Source organism: Pseudomonas sp. P135 (assembly GCF_020312125.1).
GTDB classification, from domain to species: Bacteria; Pseudomonadota; Gammaproteobacteria; order Pseudomonadales; family Pseudomonadaceae; genus Aquipseudomonas; species Aquipseudomonas fragariae.
This window is the reverse complement of the sequence record NZ_JAGPYR010000010.1, coordinates 107,116-133,627: the sequence shown is the minus strand read 5'-3', so window position 1 is coordinate 133,627 and position 26,512 is coordinate 107,116. Positions and strand designations below refer to the sequence as shown.

Below are 26,512 nucleotides of genomic sequence, written 5' to 3'. Positions count from 1 at the left end.
CTCCTTACTGAACGGCTTTACGCGGCGCCGTTGGGTCTGCCGGTGGGGTGAAGGTACGCAGGTCGATGGTCGGCGCACTGTCGCCGCCCAGACGGTGATCAAGTATCAGCAATTTCGCATTGCCCAGGCCCTCGGTCAGTTGGGCCAGGTATTGCTCCAGCAAAAACGCCTGGCCTGCCTTGGCATAGGCCTGACGTTCAGCACTGAAGCGCAGGTCCGCACCCTGTGCGCCGGCCAGAATCTCGCGGGCGGCGGCACTGGCCTGATCACGCGCCACGCTGGCATTGAGCTGCGCCTGATTGGCCTTGTCGCTGGCCGCGCCGCGCTCGCGGGAGATCAGCGCCTGTGCACCAATCTGCGCAGCCTGCACAGCATGATAGGCATTGGCAGCACCAGCGGGCGGGTGGATGGCCTCGACCACCGTGGCGAGCAATTCGACGCCGCTGTCCAGGCGCTGCAAATCGGCCTGCACGGCCTTGCCGATGTCATCGGCCAGCCCGCTGCGCTGTTCGCCAAGCAGCTCATCCAGCGTGCGCGAGGCAAAGTCGTGCACCAGCACGCGGCTGGCCGTGCTGCGAATCAAGGCCGGAATGTCAGCGCTGTTATAGGTCGACGCCATGGCTGCGGCATCTGTCAGGCCGATGCGGTAGACGAACCGCACGTCCATGTTGACGATCTGAAAGCTCTGCTTGTCGCCTGCACTGCTGGCAATGACCTGGGATTTTTCGTTGATATGGCTGGCATCCCACAAACGGTTGGCGCTGCCAGGCGGCGGGCCTTCGGCCGGGTCCAGCGTCTGCTCGAAAGTGTCGGCGGCCGAAACGCTGGTCGCCAGTTCATGAACCACGCCGTTTTCAACCGCCAGCACGCGCCCGAACGGCCACGGCAAACCCACATGCAGACCGGGTCCGAACACATCGACCGGCTTGCCGAAGCGCTCATAAATGCCCCGCCCCTGCATGGGAATTTCATGCACGCCGCTCAGCACCCAGCCCAGCGCTGCGACCACCGCCAGCACCGGCAAAAAGGCGCGACGCATGTAGGTAAAGGCCCAGATCTGGCGCAGATCGATGCCGAAACGGTTGTGTAGCTCGTGCTGCAGGGCGAGCAGCGGGCGCGGTGGCCAGCGCAACAGGTCAGCGATGAAGCTGGCGGCCAGCAGGCGCGGTTCCACACGTGGGTTGCGCGGGCTGAATACCGACAGCACAGCACGCAGCAGGAACTCCAGCGCCACGCCAAGCGGCAGCAGGCCGATCAATACCGCCAGCCGCGCAGGCCAGACACGCTCTGCACTGGAGAAAAACAGGCACAGCGCGCCGATCAGCAGGACGATCAGCGTCATGCGCACCAGTTGCGCCAGCGCTCCGGCCTCCGGCGACTGACTGTCGGACTCGCTGCTCAATTGCCGCTCGATGACCAGCAGGCCGAACGCCAACAGCAGCATGACACTGCCGGCCAGGCTACCAGCCGTGGAGAGGTCGGCGCCGAACAGCGCCAGGTTCCAGAAGGCGCGAACGACGATCAACGCCAGCACCGCCCAAGCGGCAAGCCACAGGGTCGAACTGCCCACATGCCTGACCAGCGATTTGCCGGAGTCACTCAGCCGTTCAAGCAGGCGCTCGTACCAGCCGCTCTCGTCGGCAGCAGACAGGCTTTCGTCGAAGGTGTCTGCATCCGGCGAACGCAGCGCGCGAGCCCGCCACAGCGCGACATGCCGCGCCGACTGCAAGCCCGCCGTGAGCAGAAACAACGCCGCCGAGGCGTTGCACAGCACAGCCATCCACAAAGAGCCGGGGGAAAACAGATCGATGGACAACGCCAGCAGCAGCCCGAACGCCCCTGCCCCACCGGTCACATACATCAATCGTCCCAGACGCCGAACCTGTTGCACCGCCATTTGAAAACGCGGCAGGCCGTCAAGGCCTTCGTGCTCATCCAAATCAACCCGCATCACTACCCCGGCACCCGCTTATTTATCGCCCTTTGGAGAGCCCTGCATTGGCATCTGAATGCCAGTGAATCATAGCGTTACGATATAACACGTGGAATGAAACTTTCGTCAGAACTATTAGCTGAACGAATGTGCGATAGCGGTGCTGCCTAACGGGCAAATCGACCTGAAGTCGTGCAGGTGCTGAGCCCGCGCGTCAGCAAAATGATTGCTGAATATTGCCTGGCAAAAAAAATTTCAGCGTCGTCCGAAGGCACCCAGTTGATCGGCGCTTCTTGCTCCGATCGGCTAGAAGCCTTGCGCCACGCGGCGATGCGCTTAATCGATTAGCCTAAAGCGCTGCAAAAATCCGCGTTATAGCCGTCAATACGCCGGATTCATTACCCCTGATCGGCGTTTTTTTTTGGCCGATTTCCGAACCGTATCTCGTCTTTGTTATCTGTTGTGGGTAGTTTGCGTTCGGCAAGGAGTCGTTGGCGCGCCATTTTTTGTGCAGGACGCACAGAATTACTCAGAGGCTTCACCTTTATGAATCGCAGAAATCTCCTGAAAGCGTCCATGGCGTTGGCCGCCTACGGCAGCGTATCGGCCTCAGGGCTTTTTGCTGCGCGGGCACTGGCCGCCGCAGCCGATGGCGAGATCGAACACTTCGATTTTGCAGAGTTGCAGGCGCATGCCAAGAAGCTTGCGAGCAAAGGGTATGTGAGCAACAAGCAGGTGCTGCCACCGGTACTTGCGAACATGACGCCGCAGCAATTCAATGCCATCCGCTACGACCCGAATCACTCGCTGTGGAAAGACGTCCACGGCCAGCTCGACGTGCATTTCTTCCACGTCGGCATGGGTTTCAAGACGCCCGTGCGCATGTACAGCGTCGATCCGCAGAGCAAGCAGGCGCGCGAAGTGCATTTCCGCCATGACCTGTTCAACTACGAGAACAGCGGCATCGACAAGAACCTGGTCAAGGGCGACCTGGGCTTTGCCGGTTTCAAGCTGTTCAAGGCGCCTGAAATCGCCATCAATGACGTCGTTTCGTTCCTCGGCGCCAGCTACTTCCGCGCGGTGGACAGCAACAAGCAATACGGTCTCTCGGCCCGCGGCCTGGCCATCGACAGTTACGCCAAGCGTCAGGAAGAATTCCCGGACTTCACCAAGTTCTGGTTCGAAACACCGGACAAGAACGCGACACGTTTCGTGGTCTACGCACTGCTCGACTCGCCGAGTGCAACCGGCGCCTATCGCTTCGACATCGACTGTCAGGCCGGCCAGGTGGTCATGGAAATCGACGCGCACGTCAATGCGCGTACCGATATCCAGCAGTTGGGCATTTCGCCGATGACCAGCATGTTCAGTTGCGGCACCCACGAACGCCGCATGTGCGACACCATCCACCCGCAAATCCACGACTCGGATCGCCTGTCGATGTGGCGTGGCAACGGTGAGTGGATCTGCCGTCCGCTGAATAACCCGGCCAAACCGCAATTCAGCGCGTTCTCCGACACCGATCCGAAAGGCTTCGGGCTGGTACAGAGCGATCACGAATTCTCCAGCTATCAGGACACGGTCGTCTGGTACAGCCGCCGTCCAAGCCTGTGGGTCGAGCCGATCACGGCGTGGGGCGAAGGCGAGGTCAGCCTGCTGGAACTGCCGACCACCGGCGAGACGATGGACAACATCGTGGTGTTCTGGACACCGAAGACGCCGGTCAAGGCCGGGGATTCGATGAACTACGGCTACAAGCTGTTCTGGAGCCCGCTGCCGCCGGTGAGCACGCCGCTGGCACAGGTCCATGCGACACGTTCAGGCATGGGCGGTTTCCTCGAAGGCTGGGCACCGGGCGAGCATTACCCGACAACCTGGGCCCGCCGCTTTGCGGTGGACTTCAACGGTGGCGGCCTGGATCGCTTGCCGGAAGGCACCGGGATCGAACCCATCGTCACGGTCACTCATGGCAAGGTGCAGGACTTCAACATCCTCGTGCTGCCGGACATCAAGGGCTACCGCGTCACCTTCGACTGGGTACCGGACAGCGACTCGGTCGAGCCGGTCGAAATGCGCATGTTCATCCGCACTGGCGACCGTACGCTGAGCGAGACCTGGCTCTATCAGTACTTCCCGCCCGCACCGGACAAACGCAAGTACCCGTAATCCGCAGATTTGTGACGCAGAGCGTCACGAAGGGCATTCCACGGAGCGTGAGGAACGATAAGTGTCTGGGCTGGGGCATGAGGAACGATAGGTGTCTGCAGGATCGCGTCCGCAGGAACACCATCGTGCCCATGCTCCAGCGTGGGCACGCCGTTCTGGACGCTCCGCGTCCTGTCCCGGGCACGGGGCGTGCGGCGCATAACCATTAATCCTGACTAATTAATTGACAGTTGCCCCAACTGCGACTGATATACCTGTTGTCATGCCGTTGCGAGCGTCCGCTCCAGACCCCCATCTCACAAAGCCTGCCTGTGTCGACACGTCCCCGTGATCGTCGGGCGGTAGCTTTGTCCGCGCAATTCCCCTGACGTATTTCACAAGGCAGCCAGCATGGCGTTGAATACTGCGAACGGCGTCGACGCCAGGTCGTCGTTGATGTCCTTTGACAAGTCCACGGTGGTGGTGTGGGTCGCCATCAGCCTGATTCTGGTCGAGACCTTTTCCGGAGCATTGCGCTTCTACTTCGATCAGGCAGGCCTCAGCCCCCTGCTCTACCTGCCCAAGGCCGCCTGCATCCTGCTGTTTGCGCTCGAACTGCGCACCTTCAGGGCCGGATGGCTGTTCTGGACGTTCACGATCCTGTGGCTGCTTTCCGGGCTGCTGGCCATGCTGCATCGCGCCAGCGTGCACAACCTGGCGTTCAGTCTGTTCGCGCTGAGCCCGCTGGTGTTCGGCCTGGTGTGTGGCCGGCACCTGCTGTATCGCCGCAAGCTGCTGTACCGCGCCATTGCTTTTTGCCTGCTGGCCTCGCTGCTGGGGATTGCCCTGGACAAGCTCACCTCCGTGCCGTGGAAGGGCTACAGCTACAGCGTCGGTGAAACCCAGTTGAGCGCCAATACCTCATGGAGTGCGGACGAGGTGGATCGCATTGCCGGTTTCGCCAGAGTGTCCAACGTGCTGTCGATCATGATCGCCTTCTACACGCTGTACCTGCTCATGTTCCTGCGCTCGCGCCTGATGATGATGTTGCTGAGTGCGGTGGCGCTTTACGCCATCGTGCTGACCACCAGCAAAGCGCCAGCCGCGGCCTTCGCCCTGACCATCGTGCTGCTGTTGTTACGGCGGATGAGCTGGACCTGCAGGACAGTGTGCGCCGTGGTGGTAGGCATCGGTCTGCTGTTGCCGGCGCTTGGCCTGATCGTGAGTCCTGATGCCTACGCGGTCAGCAACGGCGGCTCGCTGGCCTCGCTGTATGACCGGCTGATCAACACCTGGCCCGGCCTGATCAATGCGATGAGTCGCGAAGGCTGGATGATCAGCGGCGCAGGCTTCGGCATGGTCGGCAGCACGATGGGGCTGTTTCCGGTGGACGGTGCCGGAGTATTTCTCGGCATGGACAGCTCCGCCCTGTACCTCTGGGCAATGCTGGGCGTGCTCGGCTTGCTGCTGTATGCGCTGCAGATTCCGCTGTTGTTCCGACTGATCGATGATCAGACCCGTGTCGGCCATATGTTGCTGGCGATCAGCTTTTGCTGGTGCCTGATCAGCTGGACCACCGACATGTTCGAGGTCGCTGTCGCCAACCTGTTCATCGGCCTGGCGATTGGTCATGTGATTGCCGGCAGAGAACCTTCTGCGAGCCATGCGCCCGGACTGTCGTCGACCGCCCGCTGACCGCCACCCCATCACCACCACGCTGGCCGCCGATACGTTTCGGCTGATCCCCGGCACCCTCTCCCTCACGATCAGCCAACGGATGGCGTTCTCAAATGGACTTCAGAAAAGACATCAATGGCCTGCGCGCCATCGCAGTGATCGCGGTACTGCTCTTCCACTTCCACCCCGACTGGCTGCCTGGCGGCTTTGCCGGTGTCGACGTGTTTTTCGTGATCTCGGGGTATCTGATCACCGGCATCATCCTGCGCGGCTTGAGGAGCGGTAAGTTCAGGCTGGCAGCGTTCTACACGTCACGGGCCAGACGCATCGTCCCGGCCCTCGCTGCGCTGTGTTTTGCCTTGCTGCTGCTGGGCTGGTTCGCCCTGCTGCCGCTGGATTACAGTGCGCTGGGCACACATGTGGCGAGCAGCCTGGGGTTCGTTTCCAACTTCGTCTATTGGCGTGAGGCGGGGTATTTCACCGCCAGTGCCCATGAGAAATGGTTGCTGCACACCTGGTCGCTGTCGGTGGAATGGCAGTTTTACCTGCTGTACCCGATTGCGCTGCTGATGCTCAGCCGCTTCGTCGCGCTGCATAACCTGCGCTGGTGGATACTCGGAGCAAGCCTGGCAGGCTTTGTGGTCTGCATACCTGCCTCCTCGCAATGGCCGGAGGCGGCGTTTTACCTGCTGCCGACCCGCGCCTGGGAGTTGCTGGCAGGTGGCGTCGCCTGTCTGTTCCCGCTGCAATTGAAGGCCCTGCAGCAACGCGCTCTGGAACACATCGGACTGACGCTGATCGTGGCCGGTTTCTTTCTGCTGTCCGTGCAGGACACATGGCCGGGTTATCTGGTGTTGATGCCGGTGCTGGGGACGTTCGCGGTGATCGTCGCCGCGCGCAACGACTCGCTGCTGACCTGTAACCCGCTGGCCCAATGGACCGGCACACGGTCGTACTCGCTGTACCTGTGGCACTGGCCGGTGGTGGTGTGGATGAATGACGCCGGGTTGCTGGGCGAGACCCGCACGGTGCTGGTGGGCATCGGCGTGGCCGTGACGCTGGGTCTGGTTTCATGGCGGCTGATCGAGCAGCCCGTCAGCAGGCCGTCGTCTGATCAGCGCAGCAGACGTGCCACGTTCGGCGCGCTGATCGCTCTGCTGTTCGTCGGCGGAGCGCTGGTGAGTGCGACTGGCGGCGCGGTATCGCCACTGCGCCCGGTCAGTGTTTCGGACAAGGCGCGTTTCATTCAGGATTACGCTGATCGTCAGCACAACCTGTACGAGCCTTACTGGCTGAAATGTGACGCCTTCTCCGCCCTGACCCAACGCGGCCAATCAGCCATCGACGAAGCCTGCACGCGCAAGCAAGGTGCGGGCGGCGTGTTCCTGTGGGGCGACTCTCACGCGCAGGCGCTGTCGCTCGGCTTGCGTACCTTGCTGACACACAGCACGCCTTTCTATCAGGTCGCCTCGGCCAGTTGCCGCCCCGCTCTGAGTGACCATCAAAGACGCACCTCTGCGACCAGCAGGGCCTGTGACTACTCCAACAGAACGGCCCTGCAGAGCATCGAAAAGCTGCATCCGGACGTCGTGGTCATCGCACAAAAGGATCGGCACGACAAGACCGACTGGACGCAGATCGCGACCCGGCTCAAGGGCTTGGGCGTGAAGCATATCGTGCTGATCGGCCCGGTCCCGCAGTGGAACCCGTCGCTGCCCAGCGTCATCGCCAACCGTCATTGGGGGCTGAGCGAATCGCACATCCGCGATCCGGCTCTGGATCAAAGCCTCATGCTGGTGGATCAGGCGGCCCGCAATTTGGCCGCATCGGCAGGCATCCAGTTCGTGTCGCTGATCGACAAACTGTGCATCGCCGATGCCTGCCTGGTACGCCTGGAAGACAACCGCTCGCTGCTGCAGATCGACTCGGGGCACTTGAGCGCAGAAGGTTCGCTGTACGTCGTGCGCAACTATGTACTGCCGCAATTGGTGAATTAGTCAGCCGCTGAGTACAAACGTCCTGTTTCTGGAGGCTGTAGCGGCCTCCGGCCGGCATCAAAGGCGGACTTGTGTATAACGATGAGGGCTCGGCGTGGGCCGGTGATCAATGCAGCTCTTTGAGGCGCTCGGCAAACTTGACGAGGTCGGCCAGGGAATCGGCTTCCATCTTGCGCATCACCGAGCCACGGCGGACCTTGACGGTGATTTCGCTCACGTTCAGCCGGGCTGCAATCTGTTTGTTGAGCAGGCCGCTGACCACCAGCTCCATCACCTGCTGCTCACCGAGATTGAGGCTGGCGTGGCGGCGCCGCAGTTCGGCTTCGACGGCGGCACTCTGGCGCCGGCTGCGATCCTGCGCCAAGCCCTGCTGAATGGCGTCGAGCAAGTCCTGATCGCGAAAGGGCTTGGTCAGAAACTCCACCGCACCGGCCTTCATCGCCCGCACGGACATGGGGATGTCACCATGCCCGGTGATGAAAATGACCGGCAGGGAAATCCCCGACCTGGCCATATGTTCCTGGAAATCCAGGCCGCTCATGCCCGGCATGCGGATGTCCAGAATCAGACAGCCCGGCGCGTCAGGACGCGGGGTGTCCAGGAACTCGCGGGTCGAGCCGAACAGCATGCTGCGCAATCCGACCGAGGCCAGCAGGTCCTCCAGCGAGGAGCGCACCGACAGGTCGTCATCGAGGACGTAGATGATCGGCTCTTCGGTCGGTGATGCAGTGGCAGCTGTGCTCATCAGGTTTCCATCTTTCCAGTAGGCAGGGTGAAGTGAAACGTAGCACCGATTGACGGGTTGGGCGTGACCCAGATGCGCCCGCCATGGGCCTCGATGATCGAACGACTGATCGCCAGGCCAATCCCCATCCCTTCCTCCTTGGTGGTGTAGAACGCGTCGAACAACTGGTGGATGTTTTCCGGCAGCACGCCGATCCCATTGTCGCTCACCGCAAATCCGATATCGCCGCCGTCTTGCAAGCCCACCCGAACCTCCAGTTGCGCCTGTTCCGCCTTGAGCTTTTTCATCGCATCCACGCCATTGAGCATCAGGTTCAGCAACACTTGCTGGATCTGCACCCGATCAGCCAGCAGCGGCGGCAGGCCCTCCGGCACGTCGACCAGCAGTGCGACGCCCTGCCCTTCTATCTCGCTGTGTGCCAACGCGACGATCTCGGCGACGGTATCGGCCACGCTGATCCACTCCTTGTGAGTGGACGAACGCTTCGCCAGGGCGCGCACTCGCACGATGATGTCCCCGGCGCGGTTCGCGTCACTGATCATGCGCTCGACCGCCTGGCGGGCCTTGTCCAGGTTGACCGGCTCGGTGGCCAGCCAGCGCTGACAGGCATTGCCACTGGTGACAATGGCCGACAGCGGCTGATTGACCTCATGAGCAATGGACGCCGTCAGTTCACCCAGTTGATTGACCCGTGCGATCCGCGCCAGCTGCGAGCGCGCTTCGTGTACCGAACGGATGGCCAGCGCCATGCGCAGCGCCAGCCAGGTGGTCATGGCGATGGCCGCCAGGCTGATGATGCAATTGATCAGCCCGGACGCCTCACTGCCTCTGGAGGTCGTCATCTCGTAACTGATCACGGTCAGCACCATGCACAGCAACGCCATCGCGATAACGCCTGTGGCCGGCAGGAACCTGACCGCCAGCAGCACCACCACAATCTGAAATACGCCCACGGCGATTTCCAGGTCGGTCAAGGTGTCGGCAACCGCAATGACCAGCGCCAGCATCAGCAACGCGATCAGCCGCACTGCCATAGCGGCCTTGCCGTAGGATTCAGGTTCACGCATGCGCATCATCCCGCTGGTTGCAAAAGGCCCGTTGAGTATGTCCTACAAACCTCAGGACGGGTTGTCCAGGCTGAACTGATCGGCCAGTTCGTCATAGGCGAACAACTCCGCGTAGCGCCCCCATTGAATCACTGCATTGAGGGTCTGCATGGCGTCGCTTTCGGACATGAAGTCTTCGAGTTGATCACGAAAGCGCCGTGCCGGTGCCGTGTGCGTGGGACGATCATCCAGCACTCGACGGATATGCGCCACCAGCGGCACGAAGCTCAGCAGGTGCTGGGCGAACAGTTGCTTGCGCTCGTCGACATCCGCCAGCGCATAGCGATTGGCGGCAGGCAGCAGGCGAATGTCGCCGCCCTTCAGTTCAGCGAAGCGCAATAGTTGCAGCACCTCGGCAATCGGGAAGAGCTCGTCGGCGTTGTAGTGCAGCGCCGCGGCCAGCTCCGGCAGGTCGGCTTTCAGGCTATAGGGCGGCGCGTGAATCGCCTCGATCAGCCCGGCCAGTGCGTTGGTGGAAACCTGTGGCAACACCATCCCCAGCCCGGTGCCCGGAAACACGCCCTGACGAATCTCGCCGGCGTCGTTGTCCTGGGTCATCAGCACGTAGATTTCTTCCACCAGCGCCCGAAAGATCGGGTCCTGGCGGTTACGTGGCTGGGGCAGATCGACCTTGATCTCGCTGATCACCCGCCCAGGATTGGAGGAGAACAGCAGGATGCGGTCGCACATCAGCACGGCTTCGGCGATGTTGTGCGTCACCATCAGGATCGACTTGATGGGCATGCGCCCTTCGCTCCACATGTCCAGCAAGTCAGTGCGCAGGGTTTCGGCGGTGAGCACGTCGAGCGCGGAAAACGGTTCGTCCATCAACAGCACGTCAGGATCGATGACCAGCGCGCGCGCCATGCCCACCCGCTGGCGCATCCCCCCGGAAAGCTCCTTGGGGTAGGCGCTCTCGAAACCGTCCAGGCCGATCAGATCAATCGCCGCCAGTGCGCGCTTGCGGCGGACCGCGGCGGGCACACGTTGCGCTTCGAGGCCGACTTCGACGTTTTCCAGCACGGTCAGCCAGGGAAACAGCGCAAAGCTCTGGAACACCATGCCCACCGACATCGCCCGCCCTTGCGCACGGCGCGGGAAATTCACCTCACCTTCGGTGGGCACCACCAGCCCGGCGATGGAGCGCAACAGGGTCGACTTGCCCGAACCGGACCGGCCCAGCAGGCCCACTATTTCGTTCTCGTTGAGCGTCAGGGTCACGTCATCCAGCACCAGGCGCTCTTTGCTGCCTTTGCCGTACACATGTCGGACCTTTTGAACATCTACCAGGCAACGCGTTTCGACAGCCATCATGATGGCGCCCTCCCCTTACACAAGATCAGACAAGACTCAGACGTCGCTCGGCAAACCCGTACAGCGGGCGCCACAGCAACCGGTTGAACGCAATCACGAAGACCGACATGACCACGATGCCCAGCGCAACGCGTGGAAAGTCGCCCGCCTGGGTCGCATTGGCGATGTACGACCCCAGGCCTGCCGCTTCCAGATGCTGATCGCCCCAGGAAACCGCTTCGGCGACGATACTGGCGTTCCACGAACCACCCGACGCGGTCAGCGCCCCGGTGATGTAGTAGGGAAACACGCCGGGCAGCGCGACACGCCGCCACCACTGCCAGCCACGCATGTTGAACATGGTCGCCGCTTCGCGCAGATCAGTCGGCAAGGCACTGGCCCCGGCGATCACGTTGAACAGGATGTACCACTGGGTGCCGAGCACCATCAGCGGCGACAGCCAGATGTCCGGGTTCAGGTGCAGGCCGACAATCGCGATCACCGCAAAAGGGAACAGAACGTTGGCCGGGAACGCCGCCATGAACTGCGCGATTGGCTGCAAGCGTTCAGCCCAGACCGGACGCAGGCCGATCCAGATACCCACAGGCACCCAGATCAGGCTGGCGACGACGATCAATACGATCACGCGCACCATCGTCGCCAGGCCCAGGCCAAAGGCAGTGACCATGTCGCTGGCGCCCAGTGACGCCTCGATGAACCTGAACAGGTACACGCTGCCGGCCAGGCAGGCGGCCATGACCAGACCCAGCCACGCGTAGTCGAGCACGCGGACGACGCCTGGGGTGAGCTTCACTTTCCACAGCCGGGAGATCACGCGCCCGTCGATCAGCATCAGGCATTTCCACGGTGCAGCCAGGACCGAGCCCAGCATCGGTGCGACACGGGAGCGGCCCAGCACGCTGTACATCCACGAGCGCGGACGCTTCGACGATGCGGTTTGCTCGAAGCGGAATTTGTCCGCCCAGGCGACGATCGGCCTGAACAGCAATTGGTCATAGGCCAGAATCACCAGCGCCATTGCGCCCACTGCCCAGGCAATCGCAGCCAGGTTTTTCTGCTCGATGGCCAGCGCCAGCCAGGAACCGATGCCCGGCAGATTGACCGTGGTATCGCCGACCGAAATGGCCTCGCAGGCGACCACGAAAAACCAGCCGCCGGACATCGACATCATCATGTTCCACACCAGCCCCGGGATGGCGAACGGCAGTTCCAGGCGTGTAAAGCGCAGTACTGCAGATAACCCGAACTGACGGCTGACTTCGTTCAGATCACTCGGTACGGTACGCAGTGACTGATAGAAACTGAAGGCGAGATTCCAGGCCTGGCTGGTGAAGATGGCAAAGATCGCTGCGCATTCAACACCCATCTGCCGACCGGGAAACAGGCCCATGAAGAAGGTCACGGTGAACGTCAGAAAACCCAGCACCGGTACCGACTGAAGAATATCCAGCGCCGGGATAATCACCTGCTCGGCCTTGCGGCTTTTGGCAGCCAGCGTGGCGACGACAAAGGTAAAGATCAACGAAGCGGCCAGCGCGATGAACATACGCATTGTAGTGCGCAATGCATATTCGGGCAGGCGCGCCGGATCGAGGCTCATGGGGCTCGAATTCAGCACCGCCAGCGGCTGCATCATCTGGCCAAGGCCATAGATGAACAGGCCAATGAACAGAGTCAGGATGGCCAGGCAAATACCATCGGCCCAATAAGGCGTGCGTGCACCGGGTTTGACGAAACGGGGCGTCCGCAGGCTTTTACCGAATTCAAATATCGAATGCATTGCTCACCTCGAGCCGGCCGCGCAGGCGCAGACCCACCCGCTTTAATAAGCAAACAGGCAGTCAGCGATAACAGATAAAGGCCGTGAGTTAATAGTTGCCGTACAGTGAGGTAAAGCTTATAGCGTTTCGATCAACAGTAGAAACCTGCATAAGTAGCTCATGTTTATCTGTCAGTATCAGTGATATATACCAACGTATAGTTATATAACTGTGGCTCTGTTGTTCAGGCCAGTTAAGCGTTGTACAAAAGAACATTATCGTGCCCATGCTGGAGCGTGAGGAACGATAATCTCGACTATCGTGCGACGCTCCGCGTCGTATGCCGTTCCGGACGCTCTGCGTCCTCACCTGAGAAAGCGGTGCGGCCTGGAGCTGTGACGCGGAGCGTCACGAACTGCGTTCCCACGCGGGAGCGTGCGGCACGACAGATGTCCGGCTGCTCCGCGTGGGCACGAACGTCAGGTGGATCACACCCGGAAGTGGCTGACCATCATCTGCAGCTGGCCACCGAGACGTGCCAGCTCGACGCTGGAGGCTGCGGTTTCTTCGCTGGCTTCGGCGGTCTGTTCGGATACATCGCGAACGTTGACGATGCTGCGGCTGATTTCGTCGGCCACCGAGCTTTGCTGTTCGGCGGCGGCAGCGATCTGCTGGTTCATCGCCTGAATGCTCGAGACGGTCCGGGTGATGCTTTCCAGCGACGTACCGGCCCTGCGCGTCAGCTCGACACTGCTGTCTGTCAGCGTGCGGCTGCCGAGCATGATGCCCGACACCTGACGCGTGCCGTTCTGCAATGCAGCCACCAGCCCTTCGATTTCTTCGGTGGACTGCTGGGTACGCTGCGCCAGGCCGCGAACTTCGTCGGCGACCACGGCAAAACCCCGGCCGGCTTCCCCGGCACGTGCTGCTTCGATAGCAGCATTGAGGGCCAGCAGGTTGGTCTGCTCGGCAACCGCCTTGATCACATCCATGACCTTGCCGATCTTGTCACTGTCCTGCTCCAGCACGTTCATTGCGTCAGATGAGCGAACCACTTCGGCGGCCAGTCGCTCGATCTGCTGGATGGCTTCGCCGACGACCTTATCGCCGTCGCGCGCCTGCTGGTCGGCATCGGAAGCCGCCACGGAAGCCTGCTCGGCATTGCGCGCCACTTCGTGCACCGTCGCCGACATTTCATGCATGGCGGTGGCCACCTGGTCGGTCTCGACCTTCTGACTGTTGACCCCTGCACTGGTCTGCTCGGTAACTGCCGACAGCTCTTCAGCCGCGCTGGCAATCTGTGTGACGCCATCGCGTATACCGGAGATCAGTTCGCGCAGGGTTGTCTCCATGCGCTGGATGCCTTGCTGCAAGACGCCCAGCTCATCGCGTCGGGTGACCGCTTCGGTATGCGTCAGGTCGCCGGACGCAATACGCTCGACGATGGCCAGCGTATCGCGCAATGGCCGGGTGATCTGACGCGTGATGATCACCGCGGCAAGTATGCCCAGCAGCATGACCAACACCACACAACCTATCTGCAGGCTGCGCGCGTGAGCGGTGTCTTCCTTGCCCATCTGCATCTGAAGGCCGTACAACTCTTCGCCCAGCTTGACGATGGTCGCACCCTGGGTGGTCAGATCCTTGCGCACGCTCGCTGCTGTCTGAGTGGTTGCCTTGAAGGCATCGACCGAGCTGCGGTAATTGCGTAAAGCGCTTTCAAACTGTGCGATCTGTTCGCGGTTGGCAGGACCAAAAGCGGCCTTGAACCTGTCCAGATGACTGATCGCGCTATCCAGTTGCTGGAAGGCTGCTGTCTCGGTCTTGTCATTCGGATTGCCGGTATAGCCACGCACTTCATAACGCACCAGAACCAGGTCTTGCCGGGCGCTGTTCGCCAACTGGGCCAGATCGAAGCGTGCCGGGTCAGCAGGATCTATCTGCAGGACGGCATTGTTCAACGACTCGACGGCCTGCATGGCCGCTGTACCATTGGCGGTCATCTCGTTGCGCACTTTGGCACCGGCCTGGTACACGGCGCGCATGCTGTTCAGGGATGCTTCATAGTCGCGGGTGACATCGGCCAGTTCGCGCAGCGGCTTGAGATTGACCGGGTTGTTGAAGCTGATGAGCAGTGATTGCTGCTGTGCCTTGAACACATCCAGCTTGCTTTGCATATTCTGTGCTGCGGTTTCATCGCCGTCAGTCAGCATGTATTGCAGACGCGCGACTCGCAGATTGGTCAGGTTGTCACTCAGCCTGGTGATATCGCCGATGCGGTCGGTGCGATAGATGAGCTTGTCGAGGCTGGTCCAGCCAACAAGGGCGAGGACAGCCGTGAAGAAAAGAACGGTCCCAAAGCCCAATGCCAACTTCATGTTGACGCTGATATTCGCAAATCTGCTGTTCATAAAATCTCCTGAAGATGCTTTTTTGTGCGCAACGAAAGAGCTGAGATTTGTTTTTATGGACAGCAAACCCGCGCGCCAGAGCTATCGGCCGCAGAAGAGCAAAACTTGATCGGAAAAAGGCAATCCGCGCGAGCGCGCCGATTCGGGAGGGAAACCGGGGGCTGAACAGCCCCCGATTCAATCAGGCAATCAGTTTGAAACGCGCCACGACATTGCGCATGTCGCTGGCGACCCGCGCCAGTTCATCGGCGGTAACCGCGTTGTTGTCGATACCCAGCATCAACGTCCCGGAGCTGTTACGAATCTCCATGACATTGCGGTTGATGTCTTCGGAGACCGCATGCTGCTGCACGGCGGCACTGGCGATCTGCGTGTTCATCTCGACGATACGCTCCACGCCCTGACTGATGCTCGACAGGCTGCCCGAGGCATCGCTGGCGGCACTGATGCACGCATGAGCCTTCTGCTGCCCGGCCTGCATCTGCTGCACGGCAGCGTCGGTCGCACCTTGCAGTTGCTGAATGATGCCGCGAATTTCTTCGGTCGACGCCTGAGTGCGCGAAGCCAGCGTGCGGACTTCATCAGCCACCACGGCAAATCCGCGACCCTGCTCACCCGCCCGTGCAGCTTCGATGGCGGCATTGAGGGCCAACAGGTTGGTCTGATCGGCAATGGTGCTGATGACCTGGATAACACCACCAATCGACTGACTGTGCAGGGCCAGCGCCTGGACCTTCTGGGCACTGAGTTCCACTTCTTCGGCCAGCGCCTGAATGGTCGAGTGTGCCTGGTGCATGATGCGCAGGCCGTTACGTGATGCAGTATTCGCTTCATCGGCGGCCAGCGCAGCACCTTCGGTGTTCTGCGCCACATCGGCGACGCTCGCGGTCATCTCGTTGATCGCGGTCGCCACTTGCTCCGTTTCAGCCTGCTGCGCGTTCATCGACTGCTTGGCCAGGCCGATGGATGCGCCCAGCCGGGACGCTACATCCGTCAGTTCGTAAGAGGTGCGGTCCATGTGCGAGATGGAGCTGGCGAAGGCGTCGGCCATCAGGTTCAGGCCGTTGGCGATATCCGCCACTTCGTCCTTGCTGACGACCGCTACGCGTGCACTCAGATCGCCCTCGCCCAGACGTCGGGTAACGCCCAGCAGGCTGTCGATGGTCAGGCGCAAGGCGCGGTAGATGCTGCAGAACGCGTAGAGCAGCAACAAACCCATGATCACGCACATGGCAATCACGACTTCGCGTTGCAGCACCAGGGCGTCGTAGCGAGAATTCAACTCATCCTGAAGCGCGGTCTGAATTTCGTCCTGAGCCTTGTAGAGGCCCGAGACAACCACGTTGCCGCGCGCACTCAGCGCCTGACCCTGCTGCACCGAAAACTCTGTGCCTTTTACGTACGCGTGCAGGTCGCCGCGAAAGCTTTCCATCGCTGCAGTAGCGGCAGTGATCGGGTCACTGATGCGCGCGGCCAGCTCTGGCGAACGACGCTTGAGCAGTCGAATGCTTTGCTCCAGCTCCGCACGAAATTGCAGTTCGATCTTCAGCAGGCTCTCGAGCGAACCACGCATCGATACACTCAGCCCCTGACCGGTTACCAAACCTGCCGTGATACCGCGGATCTGACCGGCGACGTTGATTTCCCGAGGCATACGGATGGTGCTCAGGTCGATCAGAAACAGCGAGGCGTAATCTTCGTCCAGCACCATGCCCGAGGTCGCCGAGACGTAGTAGATAAAGTTGAGTGTCTGGGCCAGTTGCTCGTTCCACTGGGCGAACACTTCATCCTGCGACAGGCCTGGCTTGATACTGTCCATCAGGGAACGGGTGCTTTCGCGCAGGCGCTGTACGCGGTTCTCGGTTTCCAGCTGCTGCCCTTGGCGTGCGTCCATGTCGGCAAGATTAGCAAGAGCGGTTTCGAGCTGAGCGCGATTGCTGATCACATCCTGAGCGGCAGAGGCATCGCCGGCGAGCAGACGGTTACTGGCCGCGCGCTGGAGCATGGAAGTTCGCAGCACGGGGGTGGTCAATTGCAGGTATTCACGGCCGACGCGCTCTTGCGCGACCGTGTCGATGCTTGCATTCAGGCTGTTGAAAACCCGAAGACCGAGAACGATCAGCGGGATAACGATAATGATGGCTAAAACGGCAAACTTGGCAGGGAAACGCAGGCGATTGGTCAGGTAGATACCAGGCGAAAGGATGTTCATAGTGTTCTCTTTTTAATTAGGGTGTCCGATCCGGGCGGAAAAGCTCCTTTCTTTGCATCACGGGTAGTACAGGGCAGCTATGCCGTGCTGAACGAGGTCATCCATTCAGGTGGAGGCACATTGACATCACTTGAGAGCAGTGGCCTGTCAGGAAGTTCAATGGGTGCTATAGCCTGATACTCGGGCTATCGACCAGGCCACGGTTAACGTGAGGTCAGGATCATCGGGCGAATGGCGGGCGAGAGCGCTTTACCGCTAATACGCTTGCGGCAGGCATGATTCGAATGAGGGTATTCAGGTCAATCAGGCGGGAAACAACTGTTCATCTGACAGTCTGGCGACCGTAGACTTTGCAAAAGAGAAATACCGTCGTGCGACATCGTGACGCACGACGGTAGGTGTCGTATCGAGGTGATCGAGGGCTCTTCAAGCCCTCGCCCACTCCACGTTCGACAAACCGAGCTTTTCCGCCTGAGGCTTGCTCAGCTTCGGCACCGGGTCGGAACGGTACTTGGGGATCGCACCGAACCCGGCATCCACTGAAGCCCAGTGCCAGGCCTCTTTATTGTCCATGGCGCCTGCTCTTATGTAGAACGTCTTGTAACTGCCATGCAGCAGGTAATCGATACGGTAGTGTTTTTCATCAGCCATTGTGGTGCTCCTGCTTTGTCGACTCGCAAAACAGATCACAGCAGTTTCAAAAAATTCAAAATATTAATGCCATCATTTAAATGATATCATTTAGCCATAACCTGATGTATCTTTATAACTGAACCCTAGGGTTTAGTTGGCGATAGAGTTTGTTTATAACTGCACTTTTACGCTGTTTTCAGCGGGAAACAGTGACGGCCGCCGAGCCGGTTAAAATAGGCTTCTCCGCCACGATGAACGGACATTCAGCGCAGCATAGGGAATAATAAAATTCTATTGAACGGCAGTTTAAACACCGTCGGTCCTCTTTAAAAAAGTTAGCAGTAACGATCGTGCTCCTCAGTCTCTCATAACCTGTGACTGCGTTGAATCGAGCCCATGCACATGGGTTGACGCTTCCCGAGAGATCAAAGCCTGAGGATACGACATGTTCATGTATAACAAGCGACTTCAATATACCGTACGCGTAGCAAGACCCAATCCTGGACTGGCCAACCTTCTGCTTGAGCAGTTCGGTGGGGCTCAGGGTGAACTGGCCGCCGCCGGCCGCTACTTCACTCAAGGGTTGAGTGAAGAAGATCCAGGCCGTAAGGACCTGCTGATGGATATCGCCACCGAAGAACTGAGCCACCTTGAAATCGTCGGTTCCATTATTGTCATGCTCAATAAGGGCGCCAAAGGTCAATTGGCTGAAGGCATCGAAGAAGAAGGCGAGTTGTATCGCGCTATCAACGGTAATGGCAATGACTCACATATCACCAGCCTGCTATACGGCTCCGGTGCGCCGCTGACCAATTCTGCCGGTGTGCCTTTTACAGCGGCTTATATCGATACCATCGGCGAACCAACAGCGGACTTCCGTTCCAACATCGCCGCAGAATCAAGAGCCAAGATTGTTTACGAGCGATTGATGAACGTGACCGATGACCCTGGCGTTAAAGAAGCGCTGGGCTTTCTCATGACTCGGGAAATCGCACACCAGTTGTCGTTTGAAAAAGCCCTGCACGCCATCCAGCCCAACTTCCCGCAGGGCAAGCTGCCGGGCATGCCGGAATTCACCAACAAGTACTTCAACATGTCCGGCGAATCCAATGTACGCGGCGCCTGGAATCAAGGCGGCGACTGGGAGTATGTGGAATCGCCACAAGCGGCTGTCGATGGCGGCGATGGTACGGCCTCGGTCACGCTCAATGAAAAGGACACCGAGGCGCTGGAAATGATGAAGGAACGGACCCAGTCCGACCCGGCCGCCAACCCGATCACCGGGGCGGACCTGGGTTCTGGTCTGGTCCAGGGCAAAGATGCCTGAAACGGCAACCCTTGTTATGTTCAGGAGAATGGAATCATGAAGAAACTTCGCTCCAGCACATCCCCTTCGCCGCAGGGCGAGTTCGATACCGCCTTGAGCGACGCGGTATTTGTAAAAGGGCTTCGTGCCTTCGAAGCCCAGGCGCTGCGTGCACGCCGAGGCTTCCAGGTGGTGATGGCGATCAAGGGTTTCGGCGTTGGAACCCTGCTTGAAAACAACCTGCCACGGCGCTGATCTCACAGCGCATCAAACCCGACTTGTCCACAGGCCAGCAGGCAATCCGCTCGCCTGTGGACAAGTCTCTCTTCGCTGAAAAGGGCAAGAACATGACTCGCACGACGATAGAAGATTTGTTCATTCACGAACTTTCAGACGTTTACAGCGCTGAAAAGCAAATTACCAAAGCACTCCCGCGTCTGGCACGCGCTTCGACCAATCCACTGCTGGCAGAAGCCTTCAAGGCTCATCTTGAAGAAACTCAGGCTCAGATCGATCGTATCGATGAATTGGTGGAAGGCGCTGGTCTGAAGCTGAAACGCATGAAGTGCGCGGCCATGGAAGGTCTGATCGAAGAAAGCAAGGAATTGCTGGAAGAGATCGAAAAAGGTGCAGTGCTCGATGCCGCGTTGATCGGGGCATGCCAGAAGGTCGAACATTACGAGATCGCCAGTTACGGCACACTCATCGCAATGGCCAGACATTTAAATATGAAAGAGGCAGCCGCTTTGTTGAGTGCAACGTTGGCGGAAGAAAAAGGCGCAGACGAAAAGCTCACGGAGATCGCCGAACAGGGCGGAACCCAGGCGGCCACTTCGAAAAAGTAATCATGGTTCACAGCGTCAGCCGCATGACGGTCTACAGGGTGTAGATCCCGTCATGCGGGCTAGTGGAATTACTTCTTGGCAGCATCACCGCCATGCGCAGCAGCGAGTTTTTTCGCATGCTCCAGATGCTTCTCCAGCGTAGGCAGCGTTGCCTTTGCAAACGCCTTCAGCTCTGGATCCTTGCCATTCTCGGCCTCTTCCTTGTACAGCTTGATCGCCTGCTCATGCGCGGAGACCTGATTGTTGGCATAAGCCTGGTCGAACGACTTCTCGCGCATCTCCAGAATCATTGCCTTGGCTTTGTCCATCAGCATAGGGTCTTCGGACACTTCAAGGTTCTTGCTTTTTGCGATTGCAGCCAGCTTCTCATTGGCAGCGGTGTGATCCGTGACCATCTGCTTTGCAAATTCCTTCACATCTGCAGAGACACCTTTCTCATCCTGTGCGAGCTTGCCAACCTGAACTTCGGCGATGCCTTTGGCAGAAGCATCTTCTACGAAATCATCAGCGTCCTGAGCAGCAACAGCCATTTGCGAACCTAGCGAAAGCACAACGGCAATGGCGCTCATGCGAAAATAATTGTTCATTTTCGGTCATCCTTTTATGGGCTGAATACGTCATCGTTATCGATGACATAAACGTTACGACCGGCTTCAAATACCTGCGTTCAGCCTTTTTGATCGGACACGGCATACGCCGATGCCGCGGTCACCTGTTGCGGATGTAAACCCCGACCGGCAATGCATTTTTTCCGCGCAACCTTCGCCCGCTGGAATAAGCACGATCGCCACCTATCGGCGCCCGGAAAATTACGCTGAATTTCCCTGTACTGGGGCACTCACTTATCTACGCTGCATAGAAAAACAGAAGCCCCGAATGACCGCGTCAACGTGATGTTCAACTGCCGAGGTACGATTTTCATGACGTCTCTTCAAGTGATGACCGGCGATGCCGTCGTCAAAACCGTCGTTGAAGAAGCCCGTTCAAAAACCGTCTATCAATCATGGATGAATGAACGTGCTCCTGAACATCAACACGATGCGGTCCTGTTTCTGAATCACTGCCTGGCCCTGGCCGAGCGCGAACACTGCGACCTTCCGGCCCAGCCTGAAGCGCTTGAACAGTGGATGGAGCAGAACGTAGGGGTCGTGGCTGATCAATACGCGCTCTATCTCGAGCAACGCCGCGCCGGAAAACCACGACGGTTTTTCAAGAGCAAAGCGCACGCGATGTATTTCATTCAGCAAGTCGCACCGACCAAAATGGTCGACGGCGCCTGGCTATACGGATTGCTGCCACGCTGGGCAGACTACCGCTTTCACGGCCTGATTCGTACGTACCTTGAAGAACTCGGTGACGGCGAACAGGCGCAGAATCACGTCTCTCTGTACCGGAAACTGCTGGCGGATCTGGACTGCGATACCAGCGTGCCACTGGCAGACGACGCCTACCTGCAAGGCGCAATTCAGCTCTCACTGGGGCAGTTGAGCGAGCAGTACCTTCCCGAGGTCATTGGTTACAACCTGGGCTATGAACAGCTGCCACTGCACTTGCTCATCACATCATTCGAGCTGAATGAACTGGGCATTGACCCTTACTATTTCACCCTGCATGTGACGATCGACAACGCCAGCACCGGCCATGCGCGCAAGGCTGCGCAGAGCGTCCTTGAATTGATGCCGGTCGGCCAAGAGCGCGACGAGTTTTATCGTCGTGTCGCCAGTGGTTACCGCCTCAATGAGCTGGGGATGGGTTCAACTCAGGTGATCCAATCGTTCGATCTGGAGCAGGAAGTGATCGCCATGCTTGAGCGCAAGCGCACGTTCGGTCAGCACATGCATTCCGATTACTGCCGTCTCGACGGCAAGACCGTTAACGAGTGGCTCGCCGAGCCCGATCAGATCCCGGAATTTCTTGCCGTACTGGAGAATAGGGGCTGGATCAAACGTCACGAAGACCCTCTGCACAGCCGTTTCTGGAAGCTGTTCGAGGGTGCAGGTGCACCGATGTTCGGCGTCTTCAACGGTTATGAAAAACAACTCGTGCATGACTGGATCGCCGGTGAGTGGCTGTCGGATGGCAGCGCTCAACCCACGGTCGGCAAACGGCTTCCGGAAGCCTTTCGCGCGCGTTTCCGCAACCTGCAAGACGGCGCTCAGCCCTCCCCTGTGCTTGCTGTGCCTGCCTCGGCGGATGCTGATCCGGACGTTCGCGAACTGCACAGGAAACTGGAATCTGCGCCCGCCTCGGAGAAGATGTCCACGTTGATCGAAAGCATGTCGCCGGCAAGACACGCGACCGCCGCCGGCCTGCACGCGACGCGTCTGTTTGTGAACAGCATGGCCGAGCGCATGACAGGAGCCCACGCATGAGTCATCCCCTCCCCGACAGCGCCGCGCTGATTGCCCTGGCGCAGCGTCTTGAAAACAGCGGCTATCGCTTCATCACGCCCACGCCCCTGACTCATCAACACGTCAATCAGCGCCCGGAAAATCGTACTGCCTCGTCACTGCGCGATGTGTTCGGCTGGAGTCGGCTGATACCGGAGTCCATGCTGCCGGTCGAGGAGGCTCAAGGGTTGCTGGCTGCCGGTATTCTGGAACGTAAGGAAGACGGCTTGAAAAGCCGGGTGAGATTTTCCAGCCTGGATGATCTGCTGCTGGTGCATTCGGCGTTTCCTACCTCAGATGAAGACTCGGTGTTTTTCGGTCCGGATACCTACCGCTTCGCGCAGTCCATCAATCGCCATCTGCAAGGTACGTCGCATCCGGTCAACCGCGCCGTCGACATCGGCTGTGGCACGGGTGCCGGCGCCATGTTGATCGCGGTCGCCCGTCCGCAGGCACAGGTCCACGCCGTCGACATCAACCCCAAGGCGCTGCATTTCGCACAGACCAATGCGGCAGTCGCCGGGCTGAAGAATATGGAGTGCTGCCACAGCGATATTCTCTCGGGCCTGAGCGGAAATTTCGACCTGATCGTCGCCAACCCGCCCTACATGAAAGACACCCAGCGCCGCGCCTACCGCCACGGAGGTGATGCACTGGGCGCAGACCTGTCTGTGCGCATCCTGCGCGAGTCACTGGACCGCCTGACTCCTGGCGGCTCGCTGGTGCTTTACACCGGCGTGGCCATGGTGGGCGAGCACGATCCGTTCTTCGAGGCGGTGCAGGCCGATATCGACCATGCGGCACTGACATGGACCTACCGCGAACTGGACCCGGATGTGTTTGGCGAAGAGCTGCTTGAAGAGGGTTACGAAGACGTGGACCGTATTGCAGCGGTGGAGCTGGTGGTCACCCGACGCCCCGCATGACCCACCGAAATATCTTCAATAGTTCATGCTTATAACGCGCATAAGAACCAAGCATTGGTCAGCCTGACCGCATCCCGGTGAAACTTGCCACGAGCCATCGATCAACACCCTGCTGTTGATCGATGCAGGCTCGTAGCACACCGAAAAGGATGACGACACATGCCACGCCTGAACCGGATTATCGAAACAGCCCTCTACGTAGACGATCTGGCGAACGCCAGGGAGTTCTATTCCGACACCCTTGAACTGGAAGTGATGTTCGAAAGCGCGACATTGGTGGCTTTCAACGTCGGCGGTGTGAGCACCCTGCTGTTGTTCAAGCGCGGCGCTTCGTTGCAGACGCAGTACCTGAGCGGCGGAGAGATACCACCCCACGATGCACAGGGCCGGATTCATGTGTGCTTCGCCATCAATGCCGACGAGATGCAAGCCTGGGCGGATCGCCTTGCCAGGGCCAGCGTCGCCATCGAAGGCCGCACCGAATGGCCCAAAGGCGGATCGAGCGTCTATTTCCGCGACCCCGATGAAAATCTCGTCGAACTCCTGACGCCGGGCTGCTGGGCGATTTATTGAATCGTTACGGGATGCGCGCACCGCACGCAGTCCCCATAACCCGTCATTTTGAAATGACGACTGCCTGCGGCTTTTTTGCTACATGACAAACTCGTGTCATCGTTCCTTAACACCTTTATGACATTTATTTTGCGCTGGTTATTTCAGGCTGCCGAGGCGCCTGAGAATAAACCGGCTCATCCATTCATGTCATGAGGCGGAAGGAGCGGCACTTGAAAGTGACAGTGTTCGGAACCGGTTATGTGGGGCTTACTCTTGCCGCCTGTCTGGCTGAAGTAGGCCATACCGTCTGTTGCATGGATGTCGACAGCAAGCGCATTGATGCGCTGCGCGAAGGCATATGTCCGATATTCGAACCCGGTCTTGGCGAACTTCTGCGCAACGGCCTGGACTGCAAAAGACTGAGTTTCACGACCGATGAGGTACACGCCAGTCGCTTTGCAGAGTTGGTCTTCATCGCCGTCGGTACGCCAGCGCAAGCCGACGGCAAGGCGGACCTGAGCCAGGTGCTTGCCGTACTGCGCTGCGTGATCAGATACGCCGAAAGTGCCCCGATCATTGTCAACAAGTCGACCTCGCCAGTGGGCACCGTTGACCGCCTGCTCGCTGAGATCGCTGCCAGTGCGCGACGTGATGACGGCTTTGAAGTGATCAGCAACCCCGAGTTTTTCAAGGAAGGCTGCGCAGTCAGTGATTGCCTGCGTCCGGATCGCATTATCGTCGGCGGGGCCAGTCCGCGAGCGCTGGAGCAGATGCGCGAGTTGTATCAGCCCTTCAGTCGCAACCGCGAGAAGTTTGTGGTCATGGATGCGCGCAGCGCAGAGCTGTCCAAATATGCTGCCAACTGCCTGCTGGCGACCAAGATTTCGTTCATCAACGAGATCGCCAACCTGGCTGAACAGGTGGGTGCCGACATAGAACAGGTCCGGCTTGGCATCGGCTCCGACCCTCGTATCGGTTATGACTTCATTTACCCGGGCTGCGGCTTCGGTGGCTCATGCTTTCCCAAGGACTTGCAGGCGCTGATCGGCACGGCCAGCGAGCACGGCGTGGAGACGGCGTTGCTCAACGCCGTGGAACAGGTCAATCGCCGCCAGAAGCACCGCCTGTTCGAAAATATCCACACGCATTATCACGGTGATCTGAGGGGCAAGGTCTTCGCTGTCTGGGGACTGGCCTTCAAGCCCAATACCGATGACATTCGCGAAGCAACCAGCCATACCCTGCTCAAAGCACTCTGGGCAGCCGGTGCCAGGGTTCAAGCGCACGACCCTCAAGCAATAGAAGCGGTCAGGCATCATTACGGCGAGCGAAACGACCTGCAACTGGTGCAGTGCAAGCAAGATGCACTGGAAGGCGCAGACGCTCTGGTGGTGGTGACCGAATGGCAGGACTACCGGGTGCTGGATCTGGACGCGCTCGGCGAAACGCTCGGTGATCGCGTGGTGTTCGATGGCCGCAACCTGTTCGACCCGTTGCAGCTGCGTGAGGCGGGCTTTACCTACTACGGCATTGGTCGTGGCCAGGCGACGCCGGCATGACGGTACTGGTGACAGGTGCTGCAGGGTTCATCGGGTTTCATGTCGCCAAGCGTCTGTGCGAGCTCGGCGTAGAGGTCGTCGGCATCGACAACCTCAACGATTACTACAGCGTCGAGCTCAAACAATCGCGCCTGGCCCTACTCCAGCGCCTGCCAGGTTTCACGTTCCACAGGCTGGACATCACCGATGCCGAAGGGCTGTCCGCGCTCTTCGCGCAAAATGGCTTCGAACAGGTCATTCATCTGGCGGCTCAGGCCGGTGTGCGTTATTCGCTTGAACAACCGAATGTTTACGCCCAATCCAATCTGGTCGGCTTTATCAATGTGCTCGAGGCCTGTCGGCAGTATCGACCGGCGCACCTGATCTACGCGTCGAGCAGCTCGGTCTACGGCGCCAATACGCGCATGCCGTTTCAGGTCGAGGATGCGGTCGACCGGCCGCTGTCCCTGTATGCCGCCACCAAGCGCGCCAACGAACTCACCGCCTACAGCTATTGCCACTTGTACGGCCTGCGCGCCACAGGACTGCGCTTTTTCACCGTCTACGGCCCCTGGGGCCGGCCGGACATGGCGCTGTTCAAGTTCACCAAAGCCATGCTGGCCGGGCAGCCTGTGGATATCTACAACCACGGCGAAATGGCGCGGGACTTCACCTACATCGACGACATTGTCGAAAGCATCCTGCGCCTGCGTCTGCTACCGCCCGATGCGGTTGGCAGCGAGCCGCCCCATCGACTCTTCAACATCGGCCGGGGTCAGCCCGTCAAGCTGCTGGAGTTCGTCGATTGCCTGGAGGCCGCGCTAGGTCTGCGCGCTGAACGGCGCTACCTGCCCTTGCAGGCGGGCGACGTGCTGCAAACCTGGGCTGACGTCAGTGCGCTGAGCCAATGGATCGACTTTCAACCACAGGTCTCGGTCGACACTGGCGTCAGGGCCTTCGTCGACTGGTATCGGGAGCACTATCAGGCCCGGATCTGCGAGCCACTTCAATAACAAGGA

20 protein-coding genes and 1 pseudogene are annotated in these 26,512 nt (G+C 59.5%); 11 read left to right on the top strand and 10 right to left on the bottom strand.

The window, feature by feature from the left end:
• Window positions 1-4 precede the first annotated feature (4 nt).
• Complete coding sequence (gene hflK / locus KBY08_RS16915; protein WP_111522540.1) at window positions 5-1,951, bottom strand: protease modulator HflK; 1,947 nt, start codon at window positions 1,949-1,951, stop codon at window positions 5-7.
• Window positions 1,952-2,479: 528 nt separating this feature from the next.
• Between hflK and KBY08_RS16910 the strand changes: the two genes are divergently transcribed.
• The 3 genes from KBY08_RS16910 to KBY08_RS16900 all read left to right on the top strand — a co-directional run bounded on the left by KBY08_RS16910 (window position 2,480) and on the right by KBY08_RS16900 (window position 7,752).
• Window positions 2,480-4,099 (top strand): glucan biosynthesis protein D, encoded by a 1,620-nt coding sequence (locus KBY08_RS16910; RefSeq protein ID WP_003401346.1) that lies wholly within the window; start codon window positions 2,480-2,482, stop codon window positions 4,097-4,099.
• A 390-nt stretch (window positions 4,100-4,489) separates the two neighbouring features.
• Window positions 4,490-5,773, top strand: a complete 1,284-nt coding sequence (locus tag KBY08_RS16905; RefSeq protein ID WP_032654749.1) for a membrane protein — start codon at window positions 4,490-4,492, stop codon at window positions 5,771-5,773.
• A gap of 95 nt (window positions 5,774-5,868) precedes the next feature.
• Window positions 5,869-7,752, top strand: a complete 1,884-nt coding sequence (locus KBY08_RS16900; protein WP_111522539.1) for an acyltransferase family protein — start codon at window positions 5,869-5,871, stop codon at window positions 7,750-7,752.
• Between the two features lie 106 nt (window positions 7,753-7,858).
• Here KBY08_RS16900 and KBY08_RS16895 read toward each other — a convergent pair whose 3' ends face one another.
• From KBY08_RS16895 to KBY08_RS16865, 8 genes and pseudogenes are all read right to left on the bottom strand, one after another.
• Window positions 7,859-8,497 carry a response regulator transcription factor gene (locus KBY08_RS16895; protein WP_003401355.1) on the bottom strand — a complete coding sequence of 213 codons (639 nt, stop codon included), beginning with the start codon at window positions 8,495-8,497 and terminating at the stop codon, window positions 7,859-7,861.
• On the bottom strand, window positions 8,497-9,564 hold the full coding sequence (locus tag KBY08_RS16890) for a sensor histidine kinase (RefSeq protein ID WP_011269420.1): 1,068 nt from the start codon (window positions 9,562-9,564) through the stop codon (window positions 8,497-8,499). The genes KBY08_RS16895 and KBY08_RS16890 overlap by 1 nt, the downstream gene beginning before the upstream one ends.
• Before the next feature lie 51 nt (window positions 9,565-9,615).
• Window positions 9,616-10,920, bottom strand: a complete 1,305-nt coding sequence (locus tag KBY08_RS16885) for an AAA-associated domain-containing protein (protein WP_024640682.1) — start codon at window positions 10,918-10,920, stop codon at window positions 9,616-9,618.
• 22 nt (window positions 10,921-10,942) lie between these two features.
• Window positions 10,943-12,697, bottom strand: a complete 1,755-nt coding sequence (locus KBY08_RS16880) for an ABC transporter permease (protein ID WP_111522538.1) — start codon at window positions 12,695-12,697, stop codon at window positions 10,943-10,945.
• 468 nt (window positions 12,698-13,165) lie between these two features.
• A complete protein-coding gene (locus KBY08_RS26845) occupies window positions 13,166-13,870 on the bottom strand; it encodes a methyl-accepting chemotaxis protein (RefSeq protein ID WP_370661166.1) in 705 nt (234 codons plus the stop codon).
• 216 nt (window positions 13,871-14,086) lie between these two features.
• Window positions 14,087-15,055 (bottom strand): annotated as a pseudogene (locus tag KBY08_RS26840) (methyl-accepting chemotaxis protein); the annotation flags it as partial.
• Between the two features lie 214 nt (window positions 15,056-15,269).
• Complete coding sequence (locus KBY08_RS16870; protein WP_096126714.1) at window positions 15,270-17,300, bottom strand: methyl-accepting chemotaxis protein; 2,031 nt, start codon at window positions 17,298-17,300, stop codon at window positions 15,270-15,272.
• Window positions 17,301-17,726: 426 nt separating this feature from the next.
• Complete coding sequence (locus KBY08_RS16865; RefSeq protein ID WP_003316018.1) at window positions 17,727-17,951, bottom strand: DUF6555 family protein; 225 nt, start codon at window positions 17,949-17,951, stop codon at window positions 17,727-17,729.
• Window positions 17,952-18,378: 427 nt separating this feature from the next.
• Here KBY08_RS16865 and KBY08_RS16860 point away from each other — a divergent pair, with 427 nt between their 5' ends.
• From KBY08_RS16860 to KBY08_RS16850, 3 genes are all read left to right on the top strand, one after another.
• Window positions 18,379-19,260 (top strand): manganese catalase family protein, encoded by an 882-nt coding sequence (locus KBY08_RS16860; protein ID WP_011269424.1) that lies wholly within the window; start codon window positions 18,379-18,381, stop codon window positions 19,258-19,260.
• 36 nt (window positions 19,261-19,296) lie between these two features.
• A complete protein-coding gene (locus KBY08_RS16855) occupies window positions 19,297-19,494 on the top strand; it encodes a hypothetical protein (protein WP_003401374.1) in 198 nt (65 codons plus the stop codon).
• A gap of 92 nt (window positions 19,495-19,586) precedes the next feature.
• Complete coding sequence (locus KBY08_RS16850; RefSeq protein WP_032654854.1) at window positions 19,587-20,084, top strand: ferritin-like domain-containing protein; 498 nt, start codon at window positions 19,587-19,589, stop codon at window positions 20,082-20,084.
• A gap of 68 nt (window positions 20,085-20,152) precedes the next feature.
• On the opposite strand, the gene KBY08_RS16845 is transcribed toward KBY08_RS16850, so the two are convergent.
• Complete coding sequence (locus KBY08_RS16845; protein WP_003401379.1) at window positions 20,153-20,671, bottom strand: DUF4142 domain-containing protein; 519 nt, start codon at window positions 20,669-20,671, stop codon at window positions 20,153-20,155.
• 333 nt (window positions 20,672-21,004) lie between these two features.
• On the opposite strand from KBY08_RS16845, the gene KBY08_RS16840 reads away from it, so the two are divergent.
• The 5 genes from KBY08_RS16840 to KBY08_RS16820 all read left to right on the top strand — a co-directional run bounded on the left by KBY08_RS16840 (window position 21,005) and on the right by KBY08_RS16820 (window position 26,506).
• Window positions 21,005-22,456 carry an iron-containing redox enzyme family protein gene (locus KBY08_RS16840; protein WP_225651219.1) on the top strand — a complete coding sequence of 484 codons (1,452 nt, stop codon included), beginning with the start codon at window positions 21,005-21,007 and terminating at the stop codon, window positions 22,454-22,456.
• Entirely contained in the window at window positions 22,453-23,400 is a 948-nt protein-coding gene (locus KBY08_RS16835) for a methyltransferase (protein ID WP_111522536.1), read from the top strand. The genes KBY08_RS16840 and KBY08_RS16835 overlap by 4 nt, the downstream gene beginning before the upstream one ends.
• A 159-nt stretch (window positions 23,401-23,559) precedes the next feature.
• Window positions 23,560-23,973 carry a VOC family protein gene (locus tag KBY08_RS16830; protein WP_058822552.1) on the top strand — a complete coding sequence of 138 codons (414 nt, stop codon included), beginning with the start codon at window positions 23,560-23,562 and terminating at the stop codon, window positions 23,971-23,973.
• A gap of 212 nt (window positions 23,974-24,185) precedes the next feature.
• A complete protein-coding gene (locus tag KBY08_RS16825) occupies window positions 24,186-25,514 on the top strand; it encodes a UDP-glucose dehydrogenase family protein (RefSeq protein ID WP_177410952.1) in 1,329 nt (442 codons plus the stop codon).
• The gene (locus KBY08_RS16820) at window positions 25,511-26,506 is read left to right on the top strand and encodes an NAD-dependent epimerase (RefSeq protein ID WP_024640372.1); all 996 of its coding nucleotides are present in this window, start codon (window positions 25,511-25,513) and stop codon (window positions 26,504-26,506) included. Before KBY08_RS16825 ends, KBY08_RS16820 begins: the two co-directional genes overlap by 4 nt.
• Window positions 26,507-26,512: the final 6 nt, after the last annotated feature.

What these genes read in the sequence shown, in the direction of transcription:
- hflK (WP_111522540.1), bottom strand. Translation starts at nt 1,951, where the DNA reads ATGCGGGTTGATTTGGATGAGCACGAAGGCCTTGACGGCCTGCCGCGT.
- KBY08_RS16910 (WP_003401346.1), top strand. Translation starts at nt 2,480, where the DNA reads ATGAATCGCAGAAATCTCCTGAAAGCGTCCATGGCGTTGGCCGCCTAC.
- KBY08_RS16905 (WP_032654749.1), top strand. Translation starts at nt 4,490, where the DNA reads ATGGCGTTGAATACTGCGAACGGCGTCGACGCCAGGTCGTCGTTGATG.
- KBY08_RS16900 (WP_111522539.1), top strand. Translation starts at nt 5,869, where the DNA reads ATGGACTTCAGAAAAGACATCAATGGCCTGCGCGCCATCGCAGTGATC.
- KBY08_RS16895 (WP_003401355.1), bottom strand. Translation starts at nt 8,497, where the DNA reads ATGAGCACAGCTGCCACTGCATCACCGACCGAAGAGCCGATCATCTAC.
- KBY08_RS16890 (WP_011269420.1), bottom strand. Translation starts at nt 9,564, where the DNA reads ATGCGTGAACCTGAATCCTACGGCAAGGCCGCTATGGCAGTGCGGCTG.
- KBY08_RS16880 (WP_111522538.1), bottom strand. Translation starts at nt 12,697, where the DNA reads ATGCATTCGATATTTGAATTCGGTAAAAGCCTGCGGACGCCCCGTTTC.
- KBY08_RS26845 (WP_370661166.1), bottom strand. Translation starts at nt 13,870, where the DNA reads ATGTCGGCGACGGTGCACGAAGTGGCGCGCAATGCCGAGCAGGCTTCC.
- KBY08_RS16870 (WP_096126714.1), bottom strand. Translation starts at nt 17,300, where the DNA reads ATGAACATCCTTTCGCCTGGTATCTACCTGACCAATCGCCTGCGTTTC.
- KBY08_RS16865 (WP_003316018.1), bottom strand. Translation starts at nt 17,951, where the DNA reads ATGGCTGATGAAAAACACTACCGTATCGATTACCTGCTGCATGGCAGT.
- KBY08_RS16860 (WP_011269424.1), top strand. Translation starts at nt 18,379, where the DNA reads ATGTTCATGTATAACAAGCGACTTCAATATACCGTACGCGTAGCAAGA.
- KBY08_RS16855 (WP_003401374.1), top strand. Translation starts at nt 19,297, where the DNA reads ATGAAGAAACTTCGCTCCAGCACATCCCCTTCGCCGCAGGGCGAGTTC.
- KBY08_RS16850 (WP_032654854.1), top strand. Translation starts at nt 19,587, where the DNA reads ATGACTCGCACGACGATAGAAGATTTGTTCATTCACGAACTTTCAGAC.
- KBY08_RS16845 (WP_003401379.1), bottom strand. Translation starts at nt 20,671, where the DNA reads ATGAACAATTATTTTCGCATGAGCGCCATTGCCGTTGTGCTTTCGCTA.
- KBY08_RS16840 (WP_225651219.1), top strand. Translation starts at nt 21,005, where the DNA reads ATGACGTCTCTTCAAGTGATGACCGGCGATGCCGTCGTCAAAACCGTC.
- KBY08_RS16835 (WP_111522536.1), top strand. Translation starts at nt 22,453, where the DNA reads ATGAGTCATCCCCTCCCCGACAGCGCCGCGCTGATTGCCCTGGCGCAG.
- KBY08_RS16830 (WP_058822552.1), top strand. Translation starts at nt 23,560, where the DNA reads ATGCCACGCCTGAACCGGATTATCGAAACAGCCCTCTACGTAGACGAT.
- KBY08_RS16820 (WP_024640372.1), top strand. Translation starts at nt 25,511, where the DNA reads ATGACGGTACTGGTGACAGGTGCTGCAGGGTTCATCGGGTTTCATGTC.